Genomic DNA, 16,060 nt, shown 5'->3' on the forward strand with positions numbered 1-16,060 from the left:
TCCCTGCAGCGAAGGAGAAGTGAGCATCCATGAAAGACCTCATTCATATTGATAAACTTAATTTATACTATGATACGCATCATGCGCTTAAAAATATATCGATGGATTTGCCGGAGCGAACGGTTACTGCGTTTATTGGTCCATCGGGTTGTGGTAAATCCACATTGCTCCGTACATTGAATCGGATGAATGACATGATTCCAGGCGTTCGCGTGGAAGGACAAGTTATGCTGGACGGATCGGATATCTACAGCAACGAGATCGAAGTCGAAACGTTGCGCAAGCGGGTGGGGATGGTATTCCAGCAGCCGAATCCTTTTCCAAAATCAATCTACGATAACGTAGCTTACGGCCCACGTCTGCATGGGGTAACGCAGAAAGCTGAGCTGGATAAATTGGTGGAGCAAAGTTTAACACATGCTGCCCTGTGGGACGAAGTGAAGGATGTACTCAAAAAGTCAGCATTAAGCCTATCTGGTGGTCAACAGCAGCGTCTGTGTATTGCACGTGCACTTGCTGTTCAGCCTGACGTATTACTTATGGACGAAGCAACCTCAGCCCTCGATCCAATCTCTACGCTTAAAATTGAGGAGCTTGTTAAAGAATTGCATAATAAATATACGATTGTTATGGTAACCCATAACATGCATCAGGCCGCGCGGGTATCCGGTCGTACGGTATTTTTCCTGAATGGTGAAGTGGTGGAGGCTGCGGATACCGAGACATTATTCTCCACACCGCAGGATTCCCGAACCGAGGATTATATATCCGGAAGGTTCGGTTAAGTAAGCTGATTGAATGTTCCCGGCATATCCGGAGATGATGGACGAGGGGGATGGAACCTATGATTCAAAGAAAAGAATTTGATCAAGAGCTTGAGGAATTGCGTACATTGCTTCGTGAGATGGGCGAGCACGTAGGAACAGCATTGGATGGTGCAATCGAGAGTCTACAGACACTAGACGTGGATAAAGCTCAGGTCATCATCAAGAATGATGCGAATCTGAATGCGCTGGAAGACAAAATTATGGAACTTGGTTCCAAGCTCATTATTACACAACAGCCGGTTGCCAAGGATCTACGCCGCATTATCGTTGCTTTCAAAATCTCCAGTGATCTTGAGCGCATGGGCGATCTTGCATTGGATGTAGCCAAAGTGACACTTCGTATGGAAGGTCAAGAGTTAATTAAACCCCTTGTTGATATTCCGAGAATGGCTGAAATCGTGAAGGTAATGATCGATGAAGCGATTGAATCCTTCCTGAAGGAAAACACGGATCTGGCTTACAAAATGGCTCAGACTGATGATCAGGTTGACCAACTGTACAGCCACATGATCAGTGATCTATACACCTTCATGACAGATCATCCGAACCGGGCTTCACAAGCGATGCTGTTGATGATGGTAGGTCGCTACATTGAGCGTATCGGTGACCACGCAACTAACATTGGCGAGAGCACGGTATATCTGGTGACGGGTAAACGTCCGGATCTGAACCAGTAATTGTAATTGATAAGCATACGTTTGGAATTGGGGACTTACATGCACGGAATGAAGGAACTTTCTCAGGACGCCTATTCACATAGGTTGTTCAAGGGAAGTTCCTTTTTTGTTGTTGCAGGTGTGTATGGTATCATGAGAGTAGATATAGAATCTGAAGTGTGACCATATAATACGTGAGGTGCTGGAATGGACAAGTTTATTCTCATAGATGGAAATAGCATTATATATAGGGCGTTTTTTGCAATGCCGCCGTTGACCAATTCAAAAGGATTACATACCAATGCGGTATATGGGTTCACCACAATGCTGTTAAGGCTGCTTGAAGAGCATAAGCCGACACATGTGATGGTGGCATTTGATGCGGGCAAGGTGACTTTCCGTCACGAAGGATATCAAGAGTACAAAGGTGGACGCGAGAAAACACCAACTGAATTGTCGGAACAGTTCCCCTTGCTCAAAGAACTCCTGCGAGGATTCGGCATTGCACAGTTTGAGCTTGAAGGATTCGAAGCGGATGACATCATCGGAACGTTGACCAAACGTGCCGATGAGGCAGGAAGACAGGTGCTTGTTGTCTCGGGTGACAAGGACATGCTGCAGCTTGCCTCTGACCATGTTCATATCGGGCTAACACGCAAAGGTGTAACAGATATTGAATTGTATGACCCTGCCCAGATTAAGGAGCGTTATGGCTTGACTCCATTGCAGATTATCGACCTGAAAGGTCTCATGGGCGATACCTCTGATAATATTCCAGGCATTCCTGGAGTGGGAGAGAAGACAGCATTAAAGCTGTTGCATCAATTCGGTACCGTAGAGGATGTACTGAATGGCACAGCCGAGCTGAAAGGTAAAATGAAAGAAAAGATCGAAGCTCACGCTGAAGATGCTCGGATGAGTAAGCAGCTAGCTACGATCCATCGCGAGGTTCCATTGGAGCAGACGTGGGAAGATATGCAGTTTGCAGGCTTGCAGGAAGAAACAGCAGGGCCAGCACTGGCGAAGCTAGAATTCAAGTCATTGCTTGAACGTCTGAACTTCAGTGGCAAGGTAGACGCAGTAGAAGCTGTGCCAGCGGCAGAGGTTAAGTCTACGATTGCTACAGAGGAAACAATTGAAGAGCTATTTGCCTCGCTCGAGACCATTGATGTTATACATGTGGAAACGCACGGTGACAATCCGCATCAGGCGGAATTGGTTGGGATCGCGTTAGGTTCAAGCGAAGAGTACACCTTCTTGTCTCCTGAACTGCTTCAATCGAAGGCAGCGTCTTCTGTAAGAGCATGGCTAGCGAATTCAGACGAGCCTAAGCGAGGATATGATCTACACCGCGTAGATCTTGCACTTCATGCCCACGGCATTGAATTTGCGGGAGCGGCTTTTGACGTGCAGTTGGCTGCTTATCTGCTCGACCCTACAGAGTCCAACCAGACGATCAGTGGCTTAACTGCGAAGTACGGGCTACCGTCTCTGGTAGAGGATGATACGGTGATGGGCAAAGGGGCCAAGTATAAAGTGCCTGAGGTGGAAGTGTTGGGTGATTTCCTATGTCGCAAAGCGGCGGCAGTAGCAGCCATTATCCCACTGCAGGAGAAGGCGCTTGAGAGTGATGAAATGAACTCACTGTTCCATGAGCTGGAGATGCCGTTATCACGTATTTTGGCTGATATGGAGAAGCAGGGAATCAAGGCGAATACGGCTGATTTGCAGGCTCTGGGTCATGAATTCGAAGAACAGATTGGTCGATTGATGTCCGAGATTTATCGTCTCTCGGGTACGGAATTTAACCTTAATTCACCGAAACAGTTGGGTGAAATTTTGTTTGATAGATTAGGTTTACCTGTGGTGAAGAAAACCAAAACGGGTTACTCCACCGATGCGGAAGTGTTGGAAAAACTTGCTCCGTATCATGAGGTAGTCCAGCATATTTTGCAATACCGTCAGTTGGCGAAGCTGCAATCCACTTATGTGGAAGGTTTACTGAAGGAGATATCACCGCGAGATGGCAAGGTTCATACGTATTATCGTCAGACGATCGCGGCTACGGGACGCCTGAGCAGTCAATTCCCGAACCTACAGAACATTCCGATCCGGATGGAGGAAGGTCGTAAGATCCGGAAGGTATTCGTACCTTCGGAGCCTGGTTGGACGATATTGGCAGCAGACTATTCTCAGATCGAATTGCGTGTACTTGCACATATCTCAGATGATGAGCGATTGAAGGAGGCTTTTGTACATGACATGGATATCCACACGAAGACGGCCTCTGACGTATTTGGGGTGAAGGCTGAAGAAGTGGATAGTGATATGCGTCGATCAGCTAAGGCGGTAAATTTCGGAATCGTGTATGGCATAAGCGACTACGGTTTATCCCAGAACTTGAACATAACGCGCAAAGAGGCAGCGCAGTTTATTGATCAATACTTCGAAGTATTCCAAGGCGTACGTCGGTATATGGATGATATTGTGAAGGAAGCGCGTAAGGATGGATATGTCAAAACGTTATTGGAGCGTCGTCGTTACCTTCCTGAAATTAACGCAAGCAACTTCAACATACGTTCCTTCGCCGAACGTACAGCGATGAATACACCAATTCAAGGAACAGCGGCAGACATTATCAAGCTTGCTATGGTGCAGATGGATGAGGCGCTGCGTGAGCGTAACTTGAACAGCCGTATGCTGCTTCAGGTACACGATGAGCTTGTATTCGAAGTGCCGGCAGATGAATTGGAAACGATGAAGGAGCTTGTGCCAGCTGTCATGGAAAAAGCGTTAGAGCTGTCTGTGCCGCTCAAAGCAGAAGTTAGCTACGGGGAGAACTGGTACGAAGCGAAATAATAGATAATGGTAGTATGGAAAGTAGTGGGGGCTACCGATATTTTACAATTGGTTTCTCCCATGCTTTTGACACAAGAAAGGGTGCCGCTGAGCCTCATCTTCCGTTATAATATAGGGGAGGTGAGAACATCATGCCGGAATTACCGGAAGTCGAAACAGTCAGAAGAACATTGAATCAACTTATCGTAGGTAAGACCATTGATCGAGTTACGGTTAGTTTGCCGCGTATTATTCAGCGGCCGGACGATATAGATGCTTTTGCATTAGAACTCGCGGGACATACAGTTATCGGTGTGGAGCGCAGAGGTAAGTTTTTACGTATTTTGCTGGACGGGCTGGTGCTTGTCTCTCATCTTCGGATGGAAGGGCGCTATGGTGTGTATCAGCAACACGAAGAGGTAGAGAAGCATACCCATGTAATCTTCCACTTTACCGATGGAACTGAGTTACGTTATAAGGATGTACGTCAGTTTGGCACGATGCATCTGTTCAATGCAGGAGAGGAGCTTGTCTCCAAACCTTTGTTGAAGCTAGGTCTAGAACCACTTGATCCGGCGTTTACAGTTACTGCCTTTCGCGATGCCGTTGGCAAACGGACAACCAAGATTAAGGCTGTATTATTGAATCAGGCATATGTGGTCGGGATTGGGAATATATATGTGGACGAGGCTCTGTTCCGCGCAGGTATTCATCCAGAGACGATTGCCAAAACATTGTCTGAAGCTCAGCTCACGGTGTTGCATGAAGCGATTGTGTCGACATTGCAGGATGCAGTCAATGCAGGTGGCTCGTCGATTAAGTCTTATGTGAATGGTCAAGGTGAGATGGGCATGTTCCAGCATCAATTGAAAATTTATGGGCGCAAAGCCGAGCCTTGTCATAATTGCGGTACGATGATTGAGAAAAGTGTGGTGGGTGGCAGAGGCACACATTACTGCCCGAAATGCCAGCCTATATTGTAGTTGAGTCGCTACGCTGCGCCTGAAGTACACATTACTTTTTGAACGATCTTTTAAACTGAAGCACCCTTGGATTCCTCCTTCCATATACTGATATGGCAGAAATAAGCGGGCGTATACCCATACTGACATCTGTCGGTTGGAATGGATCCGCACAGGGGAGGAATCCGGGGTGCTGCATCATTTTATTTCATTACTGGCGCTTGCTTTGGCGCTTAGTTTAGATGGTTTTGGAGTCGGGATTACATATGGGCTGCGCAAAACCAAGATTCCGTTGCTATCCATTGCTGTTATCTCTATTTGTTCGGGATTAGTAATCGCCTTGTCGATGCAGGTAGGGGTGCTGCTATCCCATGTAGTTTCGCCGAATGTAGCATCCGAAGTTGGGGCTGTGATATTGATTGCGATTGGTGGATGGTCACTATTTCAGCTTATACGCAAGCAGAGTAAGGAAAGAGCGGAAACGGATGAAGGTACAGTGGAAAATTCGGCAAGCGAGCATGTAGAGAGTAGAGCCAACGGAACATCAGCCTTAACGGAGCAAGAGGTAGCTTCCAAAGGGAAAAACCAGGTTCTCGCATTGGAACTGGAGCAGTCAGCTTCAGGGGGCTCTGTGGAGCGGATGGTCTTCACCTTAGAACTTCGAAAATTAGGTGTCGTCATTCAAATACTCCGAAGTCCCTCCAAGGCAGACATGGACAATTCGGGAAGCATCTCGACTCAAGAAGCGATGTGGCTGGGTATTGCACTATCACTGGATGCATTCGGTGCAGGGCTTGGAGCTGCGCTACTCGGATTTCCAACGCTGTGGACAGCACTTGTCATTGCGTTGTTTAGTGGAGCGTTTCTGTCACTCGGGATGAAGGTTGGACTTCGTTTTGCTGCGCTGCAATGGATGCGTCGATTGTCCGTGTTGCCAGCACTGTTATTAATGTTTATGGGAATAATGAAGCTGTTGTGAGGTGAAATGATGAATATTGGCTTAACCGGCGGAATCGCCACAGGAAAGAGCAGTGTTTCCGCCCTTCTTGCCAGTAAAGGAGCACTGCTCATTGATGCAGACGTTATTGCCCGGGAGGTCATGATGCCCGGGCATCCTGTTTTGGCTGCCGCTGTACAGCGGTTCGGACAAGCCATTCTTCATGAAGACGGGACGTTGGATCGGAAGAAGCTAGGCAGTATTGTTTTCCAGCATCCAGAGGAACGTAAAGCGCTTGAGGCTATTACCCATCCGGCGATTCGCCGAGAGATGAGAGAACGAGCGGCCGCATATGAGCAGGCGCACCCGGATAAGCTTGTGGTATCGGATATTCCTTTATTGTACGAGTCGGGTCTGGAAAAAGGATTCGATGAAGTCGTCGTTGTATACGTACCTAGAGCGATACAGAGAGAACGATTGATGAGCCGGGATGGGTTGACTGGTGAGCAGGCTGACGCCCGGATTGCGGCTCAGATGGACATCGAACAGAAAAAGCAGCTTGCTGATATCGTTATCGATAACAGTGGAGCATGGCACGATACAGAGCAGCAAGTCATCTCTTTCCTGCAAGGTAAGGGATTAATATGAAATGGCTACGTAAGAAACGGGTACTGCTGTTGATGTTTGTTTCCTTCGTTCTAGTGCTGTTCTTGAATACGAACTGGATGGCTTGGTTCTACCCGATTCATTATAAGGAAGAGATTCGGGCACAATCCTATAGCTATGAAGTAGACCCGTTTCTAATTGCTTCAATTATTAAGGTAGAGACTAACTTCAAAACAAGCTTGGAATCTAAGCGTGGTGCCATCGGACTTATGCAACTCATGCCGGATACGGCCAATTGGATTATGGAGCAGGCCAAAATTCCGGGTACGTCATTAGAAGAACTGAAGCATAAGCCTGAGAGGAACATTCAGCTTGGTACTTGGTACCTGAAGAACTTATCCGATCAGTTTGATGGCAATGAGGCGGTCATGATTGCTGCGTATAATGCGGGACCAGGTAAGGTTAGTAGCTGGCTCCGAGATGGCGTGTGGGATGGGTCATTTGATACAGTCAAGGACATTCCTTTTGGAGAAACCCGGCACTATGTACAACGCGTCATTTATTATTATAATCAATATGTTAAGATCTATAATACGTTCTAGTTCGGATATATCGTGTGATGCTGTAGCTAGATGCAGGTAAGTGTGAAAATGTATGGTTCTCATGCACGGTACAAGTGTCGGTTATAATAGTAGAAGCACAGAGCAGACCGGTTGTTCACCGGTCGCCCCATGCTCCTCTATAATACCGTATTACGATGCAGATATTATTGGTATTGACCTGCCAATTGCTGTTCTGCAATTGTTACCAGACGCTTCGTGATGTATCCACCGATCGAACCGTTCTCGTAAGAAGTCATGTTACCTTGGTATCCGTCTTGTGGGATGCTGATTCCGAGTTCTTGAGCAACTTCGTATTTCAGTTGTTCCAGGGCTGCGGAAGCTTTAGTTACCACCAAGTTGTTGGAGTTACCGTTGCTTTGTGCCATTGCTGTTCACCTCCTCGCGGTTGGTAAAAGTATTATGTGTCGTAGATACCATTTTCATTACAAAATGCTTACAGGGAACTTATGGAAAAAAGTAAAACATGGGAAGTGACCAAAAAATGAAATGTCCTTATTGTGCTTTTATGGGCACCAAGGTGCTTGATTCCCGTCCGGCCAATGAAGCAAAATCCATTCGTCGCCGTCGGGAGTGCGAGCAATGTAGCCGCCGATTTACCACTTTTGAGATGGTGGAAGAAACACCGCTGATTGTTATTAAGAAAGATGGAAGCCGAGAAGAGTTCAGTCGGGACAAAATTCTCCGGGGGCTTATTCGCGCATGTGAGAAACGTCCAGTCTCGGTGGAGACACTTGAGATGATGGTTTCTGAAGTAGAGAAGTCTTTGCGTAATACCGCTGATGCGGAAGTGGAAAGTCGCCAGATTGGTGAGTTATTGATGGAACAGCTCTTTCCCGTGGATGAAGTGGCATATGTTCGCTTTGCTTCGGTGTACCGTCAATTTAAAGACATCAATATGTTCATGAAAGAATTAAAATCATTGCTGTCCAAAGAAGACCTGGAGGACTAGATTCCTGGGGCAAAGGGAGAAGAGCAAGCTGGGGTTACGATACGTCGTCATGAGTGTGTTCCAGGTAAGAAGATTGTTCTTCTCCAGATCCTTTGGGCTGTATTGAGCAAATAGAAAAAGATATTGACAGTAAAACAGGTATTGAATATGATAAAGGGGTCGCCTGCGGAATGCTGCAGTGATGGACGAGTTATCATTGTATATCTTGGGGCCTTAGCTCAGCTGGGAGAGCGCATCGCTGGCAGCGATGAGGTCAGGGGTTCGATCCCCCTAGGCTCCATACCTAAAGAACCCGCTAAACACAAGGATTTCCGAGTGTTTGGCGGGTTTTTGCTATGTTAAATTGTTTTTAAGATGCAAGAAATTCAGCTCACATGAAAAAATTTAAAGGTGATGCTTCTATCACCATAGGAAGCCTCTATTTTCACACTCGTGTGCAGCTCCCAGCACCTTGGTGCCGCACTTCATGGCAAGGTTAGTCACCTTGGTTAAATATAGTAGAACCTATATAAGGGTTCTGTTATGATGATGGAAGGTTTATAAGATTATCACAGAAGCAACTAAATATGATAGTAAAGGAGTGAGCTCTTCTTTAGGAACATCTTGCTGGAGAGATACATAGTTAGTTAAAGCTAGAGGGACATCCATTTTTTAGATCAAAGACTTTTTGTAACAATAGCTACTAAGAGAATGGGGAATAACAGAGATGAAACGAAATGTATTGCGATGCGCTACTGTGATGATGATGTGGGTTGTGATATTCATGCTCACGCCTAATCTGACATCAGCAGCAGGACTTCATTTTCCTGAACGGGATGAGGTCAAGCGAACATGGAATCAACTGCAGGACATGAACGTTGGATTAAAGACTTATGATATCGAGCCTTCCTTTAAAGCACCATATGAGATCGGAAAAGTGAATCAGACGATGCTTGAACAAGCCTTATTAGCTACGAATCTTGCTCGTGCCTTGGCGGGATTGCCAAGTGATGTGCAGTTGGATAACGAATTGAATGCGTTGGCACAGCATGGTGCGGTCTTACTGGCTGCTACCGATAAGCTGTCTCACTATCCTGAGAAACCAGCAGATATGACAGATGAATTTTATAACAAAGGCTATGAATCCACTAAAAGTAGTAACCTGTCAAGCGGAAGAGATAACTTAAGTAGAAATGTATTAGACGGTTATATGCCAGATACAGGTAGGAATGCAGATCGAGTAGGACATCGCCGTTGGGTGCTCAATCCTTCTTTGCAGAAGGTGGGTTTTGGTATCGCTGGTGGATATGGTTCAATGCAGGTGTTCGACAAGTCTCGTGCAGAGGCAGTGAATTATGATTACATCGCATGGCCAGCAGCAGATTTCCCGCAGCAGTTATTTGGCGGTTCTCACCCGTGGTCTGTGACGTTGAATCCCGACAAGTATGAGAAGCCTTCTTTGCAGAATGTAAAGGTACAAGTAACTGATCTACAAAGCCAGAAAAAATGGGCGTTAGATAGTGCAAATAACGATCTAAACAAGGATCTATACTTGAATGTGCAGTTAAGTGGGTTCGGCGTGTCTAACGCTATTATTTTCCGTCTGGACGGAGTAGAGGAGTACACAGGGAAATACCAAGTTGACATTAGTGGCTTGCGAACAGTGGGTGGACAGGTTACCGAGTTATCTTATACGGTAGAGTTTTATGATTTGTCCCAGCACTTCTATCCGGGCGAGACGGAGAAATGGAACCTGCAGTTTTCTGTTGAGAAAGGTTGGTCATATGAGACACGTACGGGAACGAATTATTTTGATGAAGTGAATCGTCCATATATTGAAAAAGGAAGTACGCTCGTTCCACTAAGGCTTGTAAGTGAGTCACTAGGACTCGACGTCGAGTGGGATCCAGCAGATCGAGTCATTCGGATCTCAGATGATAAGAAGGAAATTGTTTTGAAGACGGGTAGCCAACAAGTCCGGGTCAATGGTGTAGAAACGACAGTTTCCGTAGCTCCAACAGTCGTTCGGGGTGTAACCTTTGTGCCACTGCGGTTTGTTTCTGAACAGTTGGGTCTGTCCGTTGATTTTGAAGAGAGTAGCAAGTTAGTCCGAATTGAGCGGGAGTACGTGCACTAAGTTGCTCTTTTAATTGTGGCAGTTTCAGATCAGACTGTACTAATTGTTATGAGAAGCGGGATTCCCAGCTATATGCTGAGATTCACCGCTTCTCATTTTTATAAAGAGAGATGACCAACTGCTTATAATAGCGTTATTCCGTATGTGCTACTGCTCTGATCTCGACTAATTGTTCGGGGAAAGCTAGGTAGGTAACACCAATAAGGCTACCCGCAGGACGATGGTGTTCCCCTAGGTACTCTTTAAAAAGCTCAATAACTTGCCCTCCATGTTCCTGTGCGTTGGTTAGGTATACCTCAACATAAGCGAGATTGTTTTTCGTAATGCCGAACTGGGATAATACGTGATCTAGATTTTCTAGCGTTTGACGCGTCTGGGTTTCAATGTTACCAGCACCAACGAATTCACCTGTTGCATTATGGGAAAATTGACCCGAGATGTAGAGGGTGCCGTTTACACGATATCCTTGTGTTATACCGTGATCCCAGAGATTGTGATTATACGTTTGAACTGCATTCATATGATTCTCTCCTTTACTTCAAAGTAAGGCTAAGTATAAACTTGGGACATAGAATAGGATAGTACGCACTTTAAAGATAGGTACTATCTGAAAGGGTAGTGTGAAATTATGGGAATATCCGATCTGAACGGCGGAGATACAAATATTGCAGATACACCGTTTGGTTATACGATGTCCGTAATCGGAGGGAAGTGGAAAATGATTATCCTCTATCTCTTAGCGGAAAAACAAACGGTTCGCTTTAATGAAATGAAAAGGCAGCTTGGGGTAATTACGTTTAAGACGCTAAGCTCCCAGCTCAAGGAGTTGGAGGCCGATGGGATGGTTCAGCGGAAGGAGTACCCTCAAGTGCCGCCTAAAGTCGAGTATAGCCTCACGGACAAGGCAAAGACATTGTTGCCTGTGTTGGAACAGCTATGTGATTGGGGAGTTAAGAACCGCAGTTAGCACGAACGTGGAATTTTTGAGAGTTTGGTTGTATAGGAGAAGTATCCCACAATAATCGAGCGCATCCCTGCCAGCGATGAGATAAGAAGTTCTACGTCAAACTTATTTCAGAACTCATTCCTGAGCTCCGCCATAAGGGCATCGTCACATCATGTGATGGTGTTCTTTTAAATTTAAAGATATCTCTGCCATGAGGGGTTAAAAGAATCCGTTTGAAGAGTTTACATTGAGCACCGTAACTTGTATGAAATATAATGATTATAAGTTCATTGTAAACGCTTTAATTTGACGTAGACAAAGGTAAACGCGAATGATATATTGTTTCTACAAGAAACAATATTATTTGTAATGAATATGAAATTCGAAAGTCAAGCGCATCAGAAAAACACAATTATGGGTACACATATGCTAAGGAATTTAATCAATTTATTTTCCATTTAGTGTTTGAGTGTAACCAGAAGGATGGGATGAATATGAGCACGATTGAGACAACGATTCAATCATTTGACGGAACACAGCTTTATTTTAGTAAAAATGTTGTCAGGGATGCGAAAGCAGCGGTCGTTATCGTTCATGGATTATGCGAGCATGCTGGGCGCTATGATTATGTGACAGAGCAACTGAATAAACGTGGTGTTAGTGTCTATCGTTTTGACCACCGGGGTCATGCCAGATCAGAAGGACAGCGTACGTTTTATAGTGATTTTCATCATATTATTGATGATGTTAATGTCATTGTTGAAGAAGCATTACAAGAGAGCGGCGATACCCCTTTATTTGTGATTGGACATAGCATGGGCGGCTTTGCAACCTCTGCGTTTGGGACGAAATATCCTGGCAAGGTTCAAGGTATTGTACTTTCAGGAGCACTCACGCGTTACAATACGAAGGTTGCCGGAGAACTGCCGCTTGATCTTCCGCTTGGCACGTATTTTCCGAATGAGCTTGGAAGTGGCGTGTGTAGTGATCCGGAGGTTGTATCCGCATACAATAATGACCCGCTTGTTGAGAAGCAGATTTCTGTGGATCTGTTCAATAGCCTAGGGTATGGAGTAGCGTGGCTGAAAGAACATGCGAAGCAATTTGTTGATCCGGTACTTGTTCTTCATGGAGCGAATGACGGACTGGTGAGTGAACAGGATTCACGTGATTTTTACGGAGATATTGCGTCGACCGACAAAACATTGAAAATTTACGCCAACCTCATGCATGAGATCTTCAACGAGCCTAGTCGTGATGAAGTTATTGAAGAAGTGATAACCTGGATTGAAAAACATATCTAATTTCAGTACATTTAGAGAGAGAATTTGAAAATGAAAGGGATTATCCATGAAATTGGAATGGATGGGCAACCATCGAGCACTCGTCGAGAAGATTATCAAATATGGCAATGCTTATTCAAATACCTATAAGCTGCAGCGAAGTTATGGTACAGATGTTATGTTCTCTGCTTCGCAGATTCAAACCTTGGAATATATCCTTGAAGCGGAGGATAAAGAGGAGAAAATGTCTGAAATGGCGTTACGTCTTGGTGTTAGTCGCAGCACTTTCTCGAAGAATGTGAAGAACTTGAAGGAGAAAGGTTTGCTTGAAAAATATCATTTAAGCGGCAATCGCAAAGACATCTATGTTAAACCTTCGACTAAGGGTCGTGAAGTGTATGCTGAGTACACGGAGTTTGTGCGCAAGCTTTGTTTCGATGAGATTTTTCAATATGCAGATCATATTTCAGCGACGGATCAAGCTAATTTTATTCGCATCTTGGATAAATTAGCTGATGTCTTAGTCTGGTATGGTGAGAAGGAACAAGAGCCGCGCAAGCTCGTTAAGATTGATCCGGCCGACGAATAAACATATACCTACCGAGGATAGTTAATCATGAAATCTCATCTCATAGGAATTTTCCTAGAGCTGCAATTAGCTCACAGGAAGATTCTTTTTTTTATATAAAGGGAAGAAAATAACTTTCTTATGCCCGTAATCATTACATGTGCCCATTCCCTCCGCGAATGTCCTTCATACAGTATAGGGTGCTAACGTGGAGTGGCAATTAACAATAGGTCAATGGGGAGTGGCGTATATTGAAATCATCAACAAAGCTTACTGGAAGGGTCATTTATAAAGGAGATCCAGGATATGAGGCGGCACGCAAAAATTGGGACCCTCATACGGACAGGAAACCTAAAGTTTTCGTATTTGCCCAACAAACGAAAGATGTATCCAATGCCATCAAATGGGCTCGTGAAAATAACGTAACGATCAGACCACGGAGTGGAAGGCATGCACTTGAAGTCAATCTATCACAGGTTAACGGTGGCATTGTCATCGATGTTAGTGAATTGAATACCATTAAGCTGGATTCCAAAAAGGGAACGGTCGTTGTAGGCACAGGAAACAGAGTAGGGAGAATCGCCCATACGCTGGCGAAAAAAGGCTTCATTGCTCCCTTTGGTGACAGTCCAACGGTCGGTATTGGGGGAATTACTTTAGGTGGGGGAATTGGACCACTCCAACGTACTATTGGATTAATTAGCGATAACTTGCTCGAACTCGAAATGGTAGACGCTAATGGAAAAGTAATTCGTGCAAGCCGAAATTGCAACGCAGATCTCTTTTGGGCATCACAGGGAGGCGGCGGCGGGAACTTCGGCGTATACACCAAATATAAATTCAAAGTACGTCGAGCACCTGCAAAGGCTACAGTATATCGGATAACTTGGCCTTGGGCTCAATGGGAAAACGTGCTCAAAGCTTGGCAAAAGTGGGCTCCATCCGTGGATACGAGACTCGGCAGTGAGTTGTCCATTGGTCCTAAAAAGGGCGGAAATGTGAGTATGGAGGGATTATTTCTCGGCTCCAAAACAGAAGCTCTCCGGCTGTTAAAGCCGCTTACCAGTGTCGGCACACCAACTCAAACAATTATACGCTCGGTGCCTTATCCCGATGCAGTAACCTTCTTGTTGCCTCCAGATCCGGTACTTACTCAAAGGTATAGTAACCAGTTCTCTTCCGGTTTCGGCAAGCGTCCATTTCCAGACCAAGCGATTAAGTCGATGCGTAGATTTTTGGAAAATGTAGAAGGGGAGTTTGCCGGGTTCTTTTTCCTCAACTGGGGTGGTGCAGTAAGTCGTAAATCACCTAAGTCTACAGCTTTTTTCTGGCGCAAAGCAAAATTCTATGTTGAATGGAACAGCTCGTGGACGAAACCATCCCAAGCCGCTAAAAATATTGCAATCGTGCGTAATACACGCCAAAAATTGCAGCCATACATTGTAGGTTCATATATTAACGTGCCAGACCAAGGTATTAAGCATTCTGGGCCAGTATATTACGGTGCGAACTACGCCAGATTACGCAGAGTCAAAGCCAAATATGATCCCAAAAATGTGTTCAACAACCCGCAAAGCATCACACCTGCTCGTCCGATTAGATAGGTATCAGGAAAATAAAAAGCCACATGAAATCATCTTACGATGAACTTCATGTGGCTTTAATGTTCTATATATATCGCATAGCCAGGTATGCTAATTGACGATATTAATTCGTTTTAACGGCTTCGCCAGCAAATACTTCAACGTTCATAGGTGCAGCCATGAATGCTGCACCTTGTTGAACAAAAGCTTGAAAATGTGCACTTGCGTTATGAGAAGCAGTAGCTGCTTCATCTTTCCACAGTTCAACCATTGTATATTTTTGTTCTTGCTCAGTATGTTTCAACAATTCATAGCTGATGTTGCCTTCTTCTTGGCGAGTTGCAGCGACCAATTCTTTTGTTGCAGCAAGGAAAGCTTGTTCTTGATCCGGTTTAACTTGCAGATGAGCGTGAATGATAATCATAGTAGTTTACCTCCGGTATTTTGAATTATGAAGTGTAAGAATTAGAATCTATGGTGACCAAGTGCTAATATTATGCCCAAGTTGTGATTGTATCTACAGGCAGACGGTAAGAAGGATGACCTTCTTTTGCGGATTTACCGATGGAGATCAGCATTACTGGTTGATAGCGATCTTTGTCCATCCCGAACGTTTCTGCAATTTGATCTTTCTCATAACCACCAATAGGGTTGGTGTCATAACCGTGTGCACGAGCAGCCAGCATCAACTGCATGGAAGCTAGACCTGCATCAATCAGGTTAACGTCACGCAGATCTGCTGCAGGCATGTTATCATAATAAGGTTTAACAAATTTAACTTGTTGATCTTTGATATCTTGTGGCATGAAACCATGCTCTACAGCTTTGCTGAAAATCTCTTCCAGGTATTCAACATTGTTCATGTCGATAAATACACCAATGACAGCAGCGGAAGTCAGCACTTGATTTTGGTTGAATTTAGCCAAAGGAGCAAGTTTTTCTTTGCCTTCTTGTGTGTCTACAACTAGAAAACGCCATGGCTGCATATTAACAGAAGAAGGTGCACGTGAAGCTTCTGCCAGAATCTCTGTCATTTCTTCACGACTGATTTTAACTTCAGGATCGTAAAGTTTAACGGAGCGACGGCCGTAAGTAATTTCGTTAAAATCATTTGTCTTTTGGAATTTGCTTTCAATTGTACTCATGGATAGTTCTCTCCTCTATAT

17 protein-coding genes and 1 tRNA gene are annotated in these 16,060 nt (G+C 44.9%); 14 read left to right on the forward strand and 4 right to left on the reverse strand.

Translation table 11 applies throughout. From position 1 onward, the window contains the following. Positions 1 to 29 precede the first annotated feature (29 nt). From pstB to V6W81_RS09700, 7 genes are all read left to right on the forward strand, one after another. Positions 30 to 785 (forward strand): phosphate ABC transporter ATP-binding protein PstB, encoded by a 756-nt coding sequence (gene pstB / locus V6W81_RS09670; RefSeq protein ID WP_056695443.1) that lies wholly within the window; start codon positions 30 to 32, stop codon positions 783 to 785. 59 nt (positions 786 to 844) lie between these two features. Further along, positions 845 to 1,504: a phosphate signaling complex protein PhoU gene (phoU, locus tag V6W81_RS09675; RefSeq protein ID WP_145045919.1), complete on the forward strand. Its 660-nt coding sequence runs from the start codon at positions 845 to 847 to the stop codon at positions 1,502 to 1,504. A gap of 186 nt (positions 1,505 to 1,690) precedes the next feature. Further along, positions 1,691 to 4,342 carry a DNA polymerase I gene (gene polA / locus V6W81_RS09680; protein ID WP_145045921.1) on the forward strand — a complete coding sequence of 884 codons (2,652 nt, stop codon included), beginning with the start codon at positions 1,691 to 1,693 and terminating at the stop codon, positions 4,340 to 4,342. A 131-nt stretch (positions 4,343 to 4,473) separates the two neighbouring features. Further along, positions 4,474 to 5,304, forward strand: coding sequence for a DNA-formamidopyrimidine glycosylase (gene mutM / locus V6W81_RS09685; protein WP_145045923.1), 831 nt, complete (start codon positions 4,474 to 4,476; stop codon positions 5,302 to 5,304). 169 nt (positions 5,305 to 5,473) lie between these two features. Further along, positions 5,474 to 6,262, forward strand: coding sequence for an MntP/YtaF family protein (locus V6W81_RS09690; protein WP_338542887.1), 789 nt, complete (start codon positions 5,474 to 5,476; stop codon positions 6,260 to 6,262). 9 nt (positions 6,263 to 6,271) lie between these two features. Continuing rightward, positions 6,272 to 6,868 carry a dephospho-CoA kinase gene (gene coaE / locus V6W81_RS09695; RefSeq protein ID WP_056695434.1) on the forward strand — a complete coding sequence of 199 codons (597 nt, stop codon included), beginning with the start codon at positions 6,272 to 6,274 and terminating at the stop codon, positions 6,866 to 6,868. Further along, on the forward strand, positions 6,865 to 7,428 hold the full coding sequence (locus V6W81_RS09700) for a lytic transglycosylase domain-containing protein (RefSeq protein ID WP_056695432.1): 564 nt from the start codon (positions 6,865 to 6,867) through the stop codon (positions 7,426 to 7,428). Before coaE ends, V6W81_RS09700 begins: the two co-directional genes overlap by 4 nt. Before the next feature lie 164 nt (positions 7,429 to 7,592). Here the strand turns inward: V6W81_RS09700 and V6W81_RS09705 are convergent, their stop codons facing one another. Then, the gene (locus V6W81_RS09705) at positions 7,593 to 7,814 is read right to left on the reverse strand and encodes an alpha/beta-type small acid-soluble spore protein (protein WP_053783555.1); all 222 of its coding nucleotides are present in this window, start codon (positions 7,812 to 7,814) and stop codon (positions 7,593 to 7,595) included. 116 nt (positions 7,815 to 7,930) lie between these two features. Between V6W81_RS09705 and nrdR the strand changes: the two genes are divergently transcribed. From nrdR to V6W81_RS09720, 3 genes are all read left to right on the forward strand, one after another. Continuing rightward, a complete protein-coding gene (gene nrdR / locus V6W81_RS09710) occupies positions 7,931 to 8,398 on the forward strand; it encodes a transcriptional regulator NrdR (RefSeq protein WP_056695429.1) in 468 nt (155 codons plus the stop codon). 207 nt (positions 8,399 to 8,605) lie between these two features. Continuing rightward, a tRNA-Ala gene (locus tag V6W81_RS09715) sits at positions 8,606 to 8,678 on the forward strand. A 426-nt stretch (positions 8,679 to 9,104) separates the two neighbouring features. Then, a complete protein-coding gene (locus tag V6W81_RS09720; protein ID WP_338542892.1) occupies positions 9,105 to 10,514 on the forward strand; it encodes a stalk domain-containing protein in 1,410 nt (469 codons plus the stop codon). Positions 10,515 to 10,647: 133 nt separating this feature from the next. On the opposite strand, the gene V6W81_RS09725 is transcribed toward V6W81_RS09720, so the two are convergent. After that, positions 10,648 to 11,034, reverse strand: a complete 387-nt coding sequence (locus tag V6W81_RS09725) for a RidA family protein (RefSeq protein ID WP_338542894.1) — start codon at positions 11,032 to 11,034, stop codon at positions 10,648 to 10,650. Positions 11,035 to 11,142: 108 nt separating this feature from the next. Between V6W81_RS09725 and V6W81_RS09730 the strand changes: the two genes are divergently transcribed. The 4 genes from V6W81_RS09730 to V6W81_RS09745 all read left to right on the forward strand — a co-directional run bounded on the left by V6W81_RS09730 (position 11,143) and on the right by V6W81_RS09745 (position 14,915). Then, on the forward strand, positions 11,143 to 11,481 hold the full coding sequence (locus V6W81_RS09730) for a winged helix-turn-helix transcriptional regulator (RefSeq protein WP_056695424.1): 339 nt from the start codon (positions 11,143 to 11,145) through the stop codon (positions 11,479 to 11,481). Positions 11,482 to 11,954: 473 nt separating this feature from the next. Beyond that, positions 11,955 to 12,764, forward strand: a complete 810-nt coding sequence (locus V6W81_RS09735; RefSeq protein WP_338542896.1) for an alpha/beta hydrolase — start codon at positions 11,955 to 11,957, stop codon at positions 12,762 to 12,764. A 46-nt stretch (positions 12,765 to 12,810) separates the two neighbouring features. Further along, positions 12,811 to 13,332, forward strand: a complete 522-nt coding sequence (locus V6W81_RS09740) for a MarR family winged helix-turn-helix transcriptional regulator (RefSeq protein WP_338542898.1) — start codon at positions 12,811 to 12,813, stop codon at positions 13,330 to 13,332. A 230-nt stretch (positions 13,333 to 13,562) separates the two neighbouring features. Continuing rightward, entirely contained in the window at positions 13,563 to 14,915 is a 1,353-nt protein-coding gene (locus V6W81_RS09745) for an FAD-binding oxidoreductase (RefSeq protein WP_338542899.1), read from the forward strand. Between the two features lie 103 nt (positions 14,916 to 15,018). On the opposite strand, the gene V6W81_RS09750 is transcribed toward V6W81_RS09745, so the two are convergent. Together V6W81_RS09750 and V6W81_RS09755 are read right to left on the reverse strand one after the other, a co-directional pair. Next, on the reverse strand, positions 15,019 to 15,318 hold the full coding sequence (locus tag V6W81_RS09750) for a putative quinol monooxygenase (protein WP_338542900.1): 300 nt from the start codon (positions 15,316 to 15,318) through the stop codon (positions 15,019 to 15,021). Between the two features lie 70 nt (positions 15,319 to 15,388). Beyond that, positions 15,389 to 16,039 carry a nitroreductase family protein gene (locus V6W81_RS09755; RefSeq protein ID WP_338542902.1) on the reverse strand — a complete coding sequence of 217 codons (651 nt, stop codon included), beginning with the start codon at positions 16,037 to 16,039 and terminating at the stop codon, positions 15,389 to 15,391. Positions 16,040 to 16,060 lie beyond the last annotated feature (21 nt).

Origin of the sequence: Paenibacillus tundrae, from assembly GCF_036884255.1 — a bacterium.
Classification (GTDB): Bacteria; Bacillota; Bacilli; order Paenibacillales; family Paenibacillaceae; genus Paenibacillus.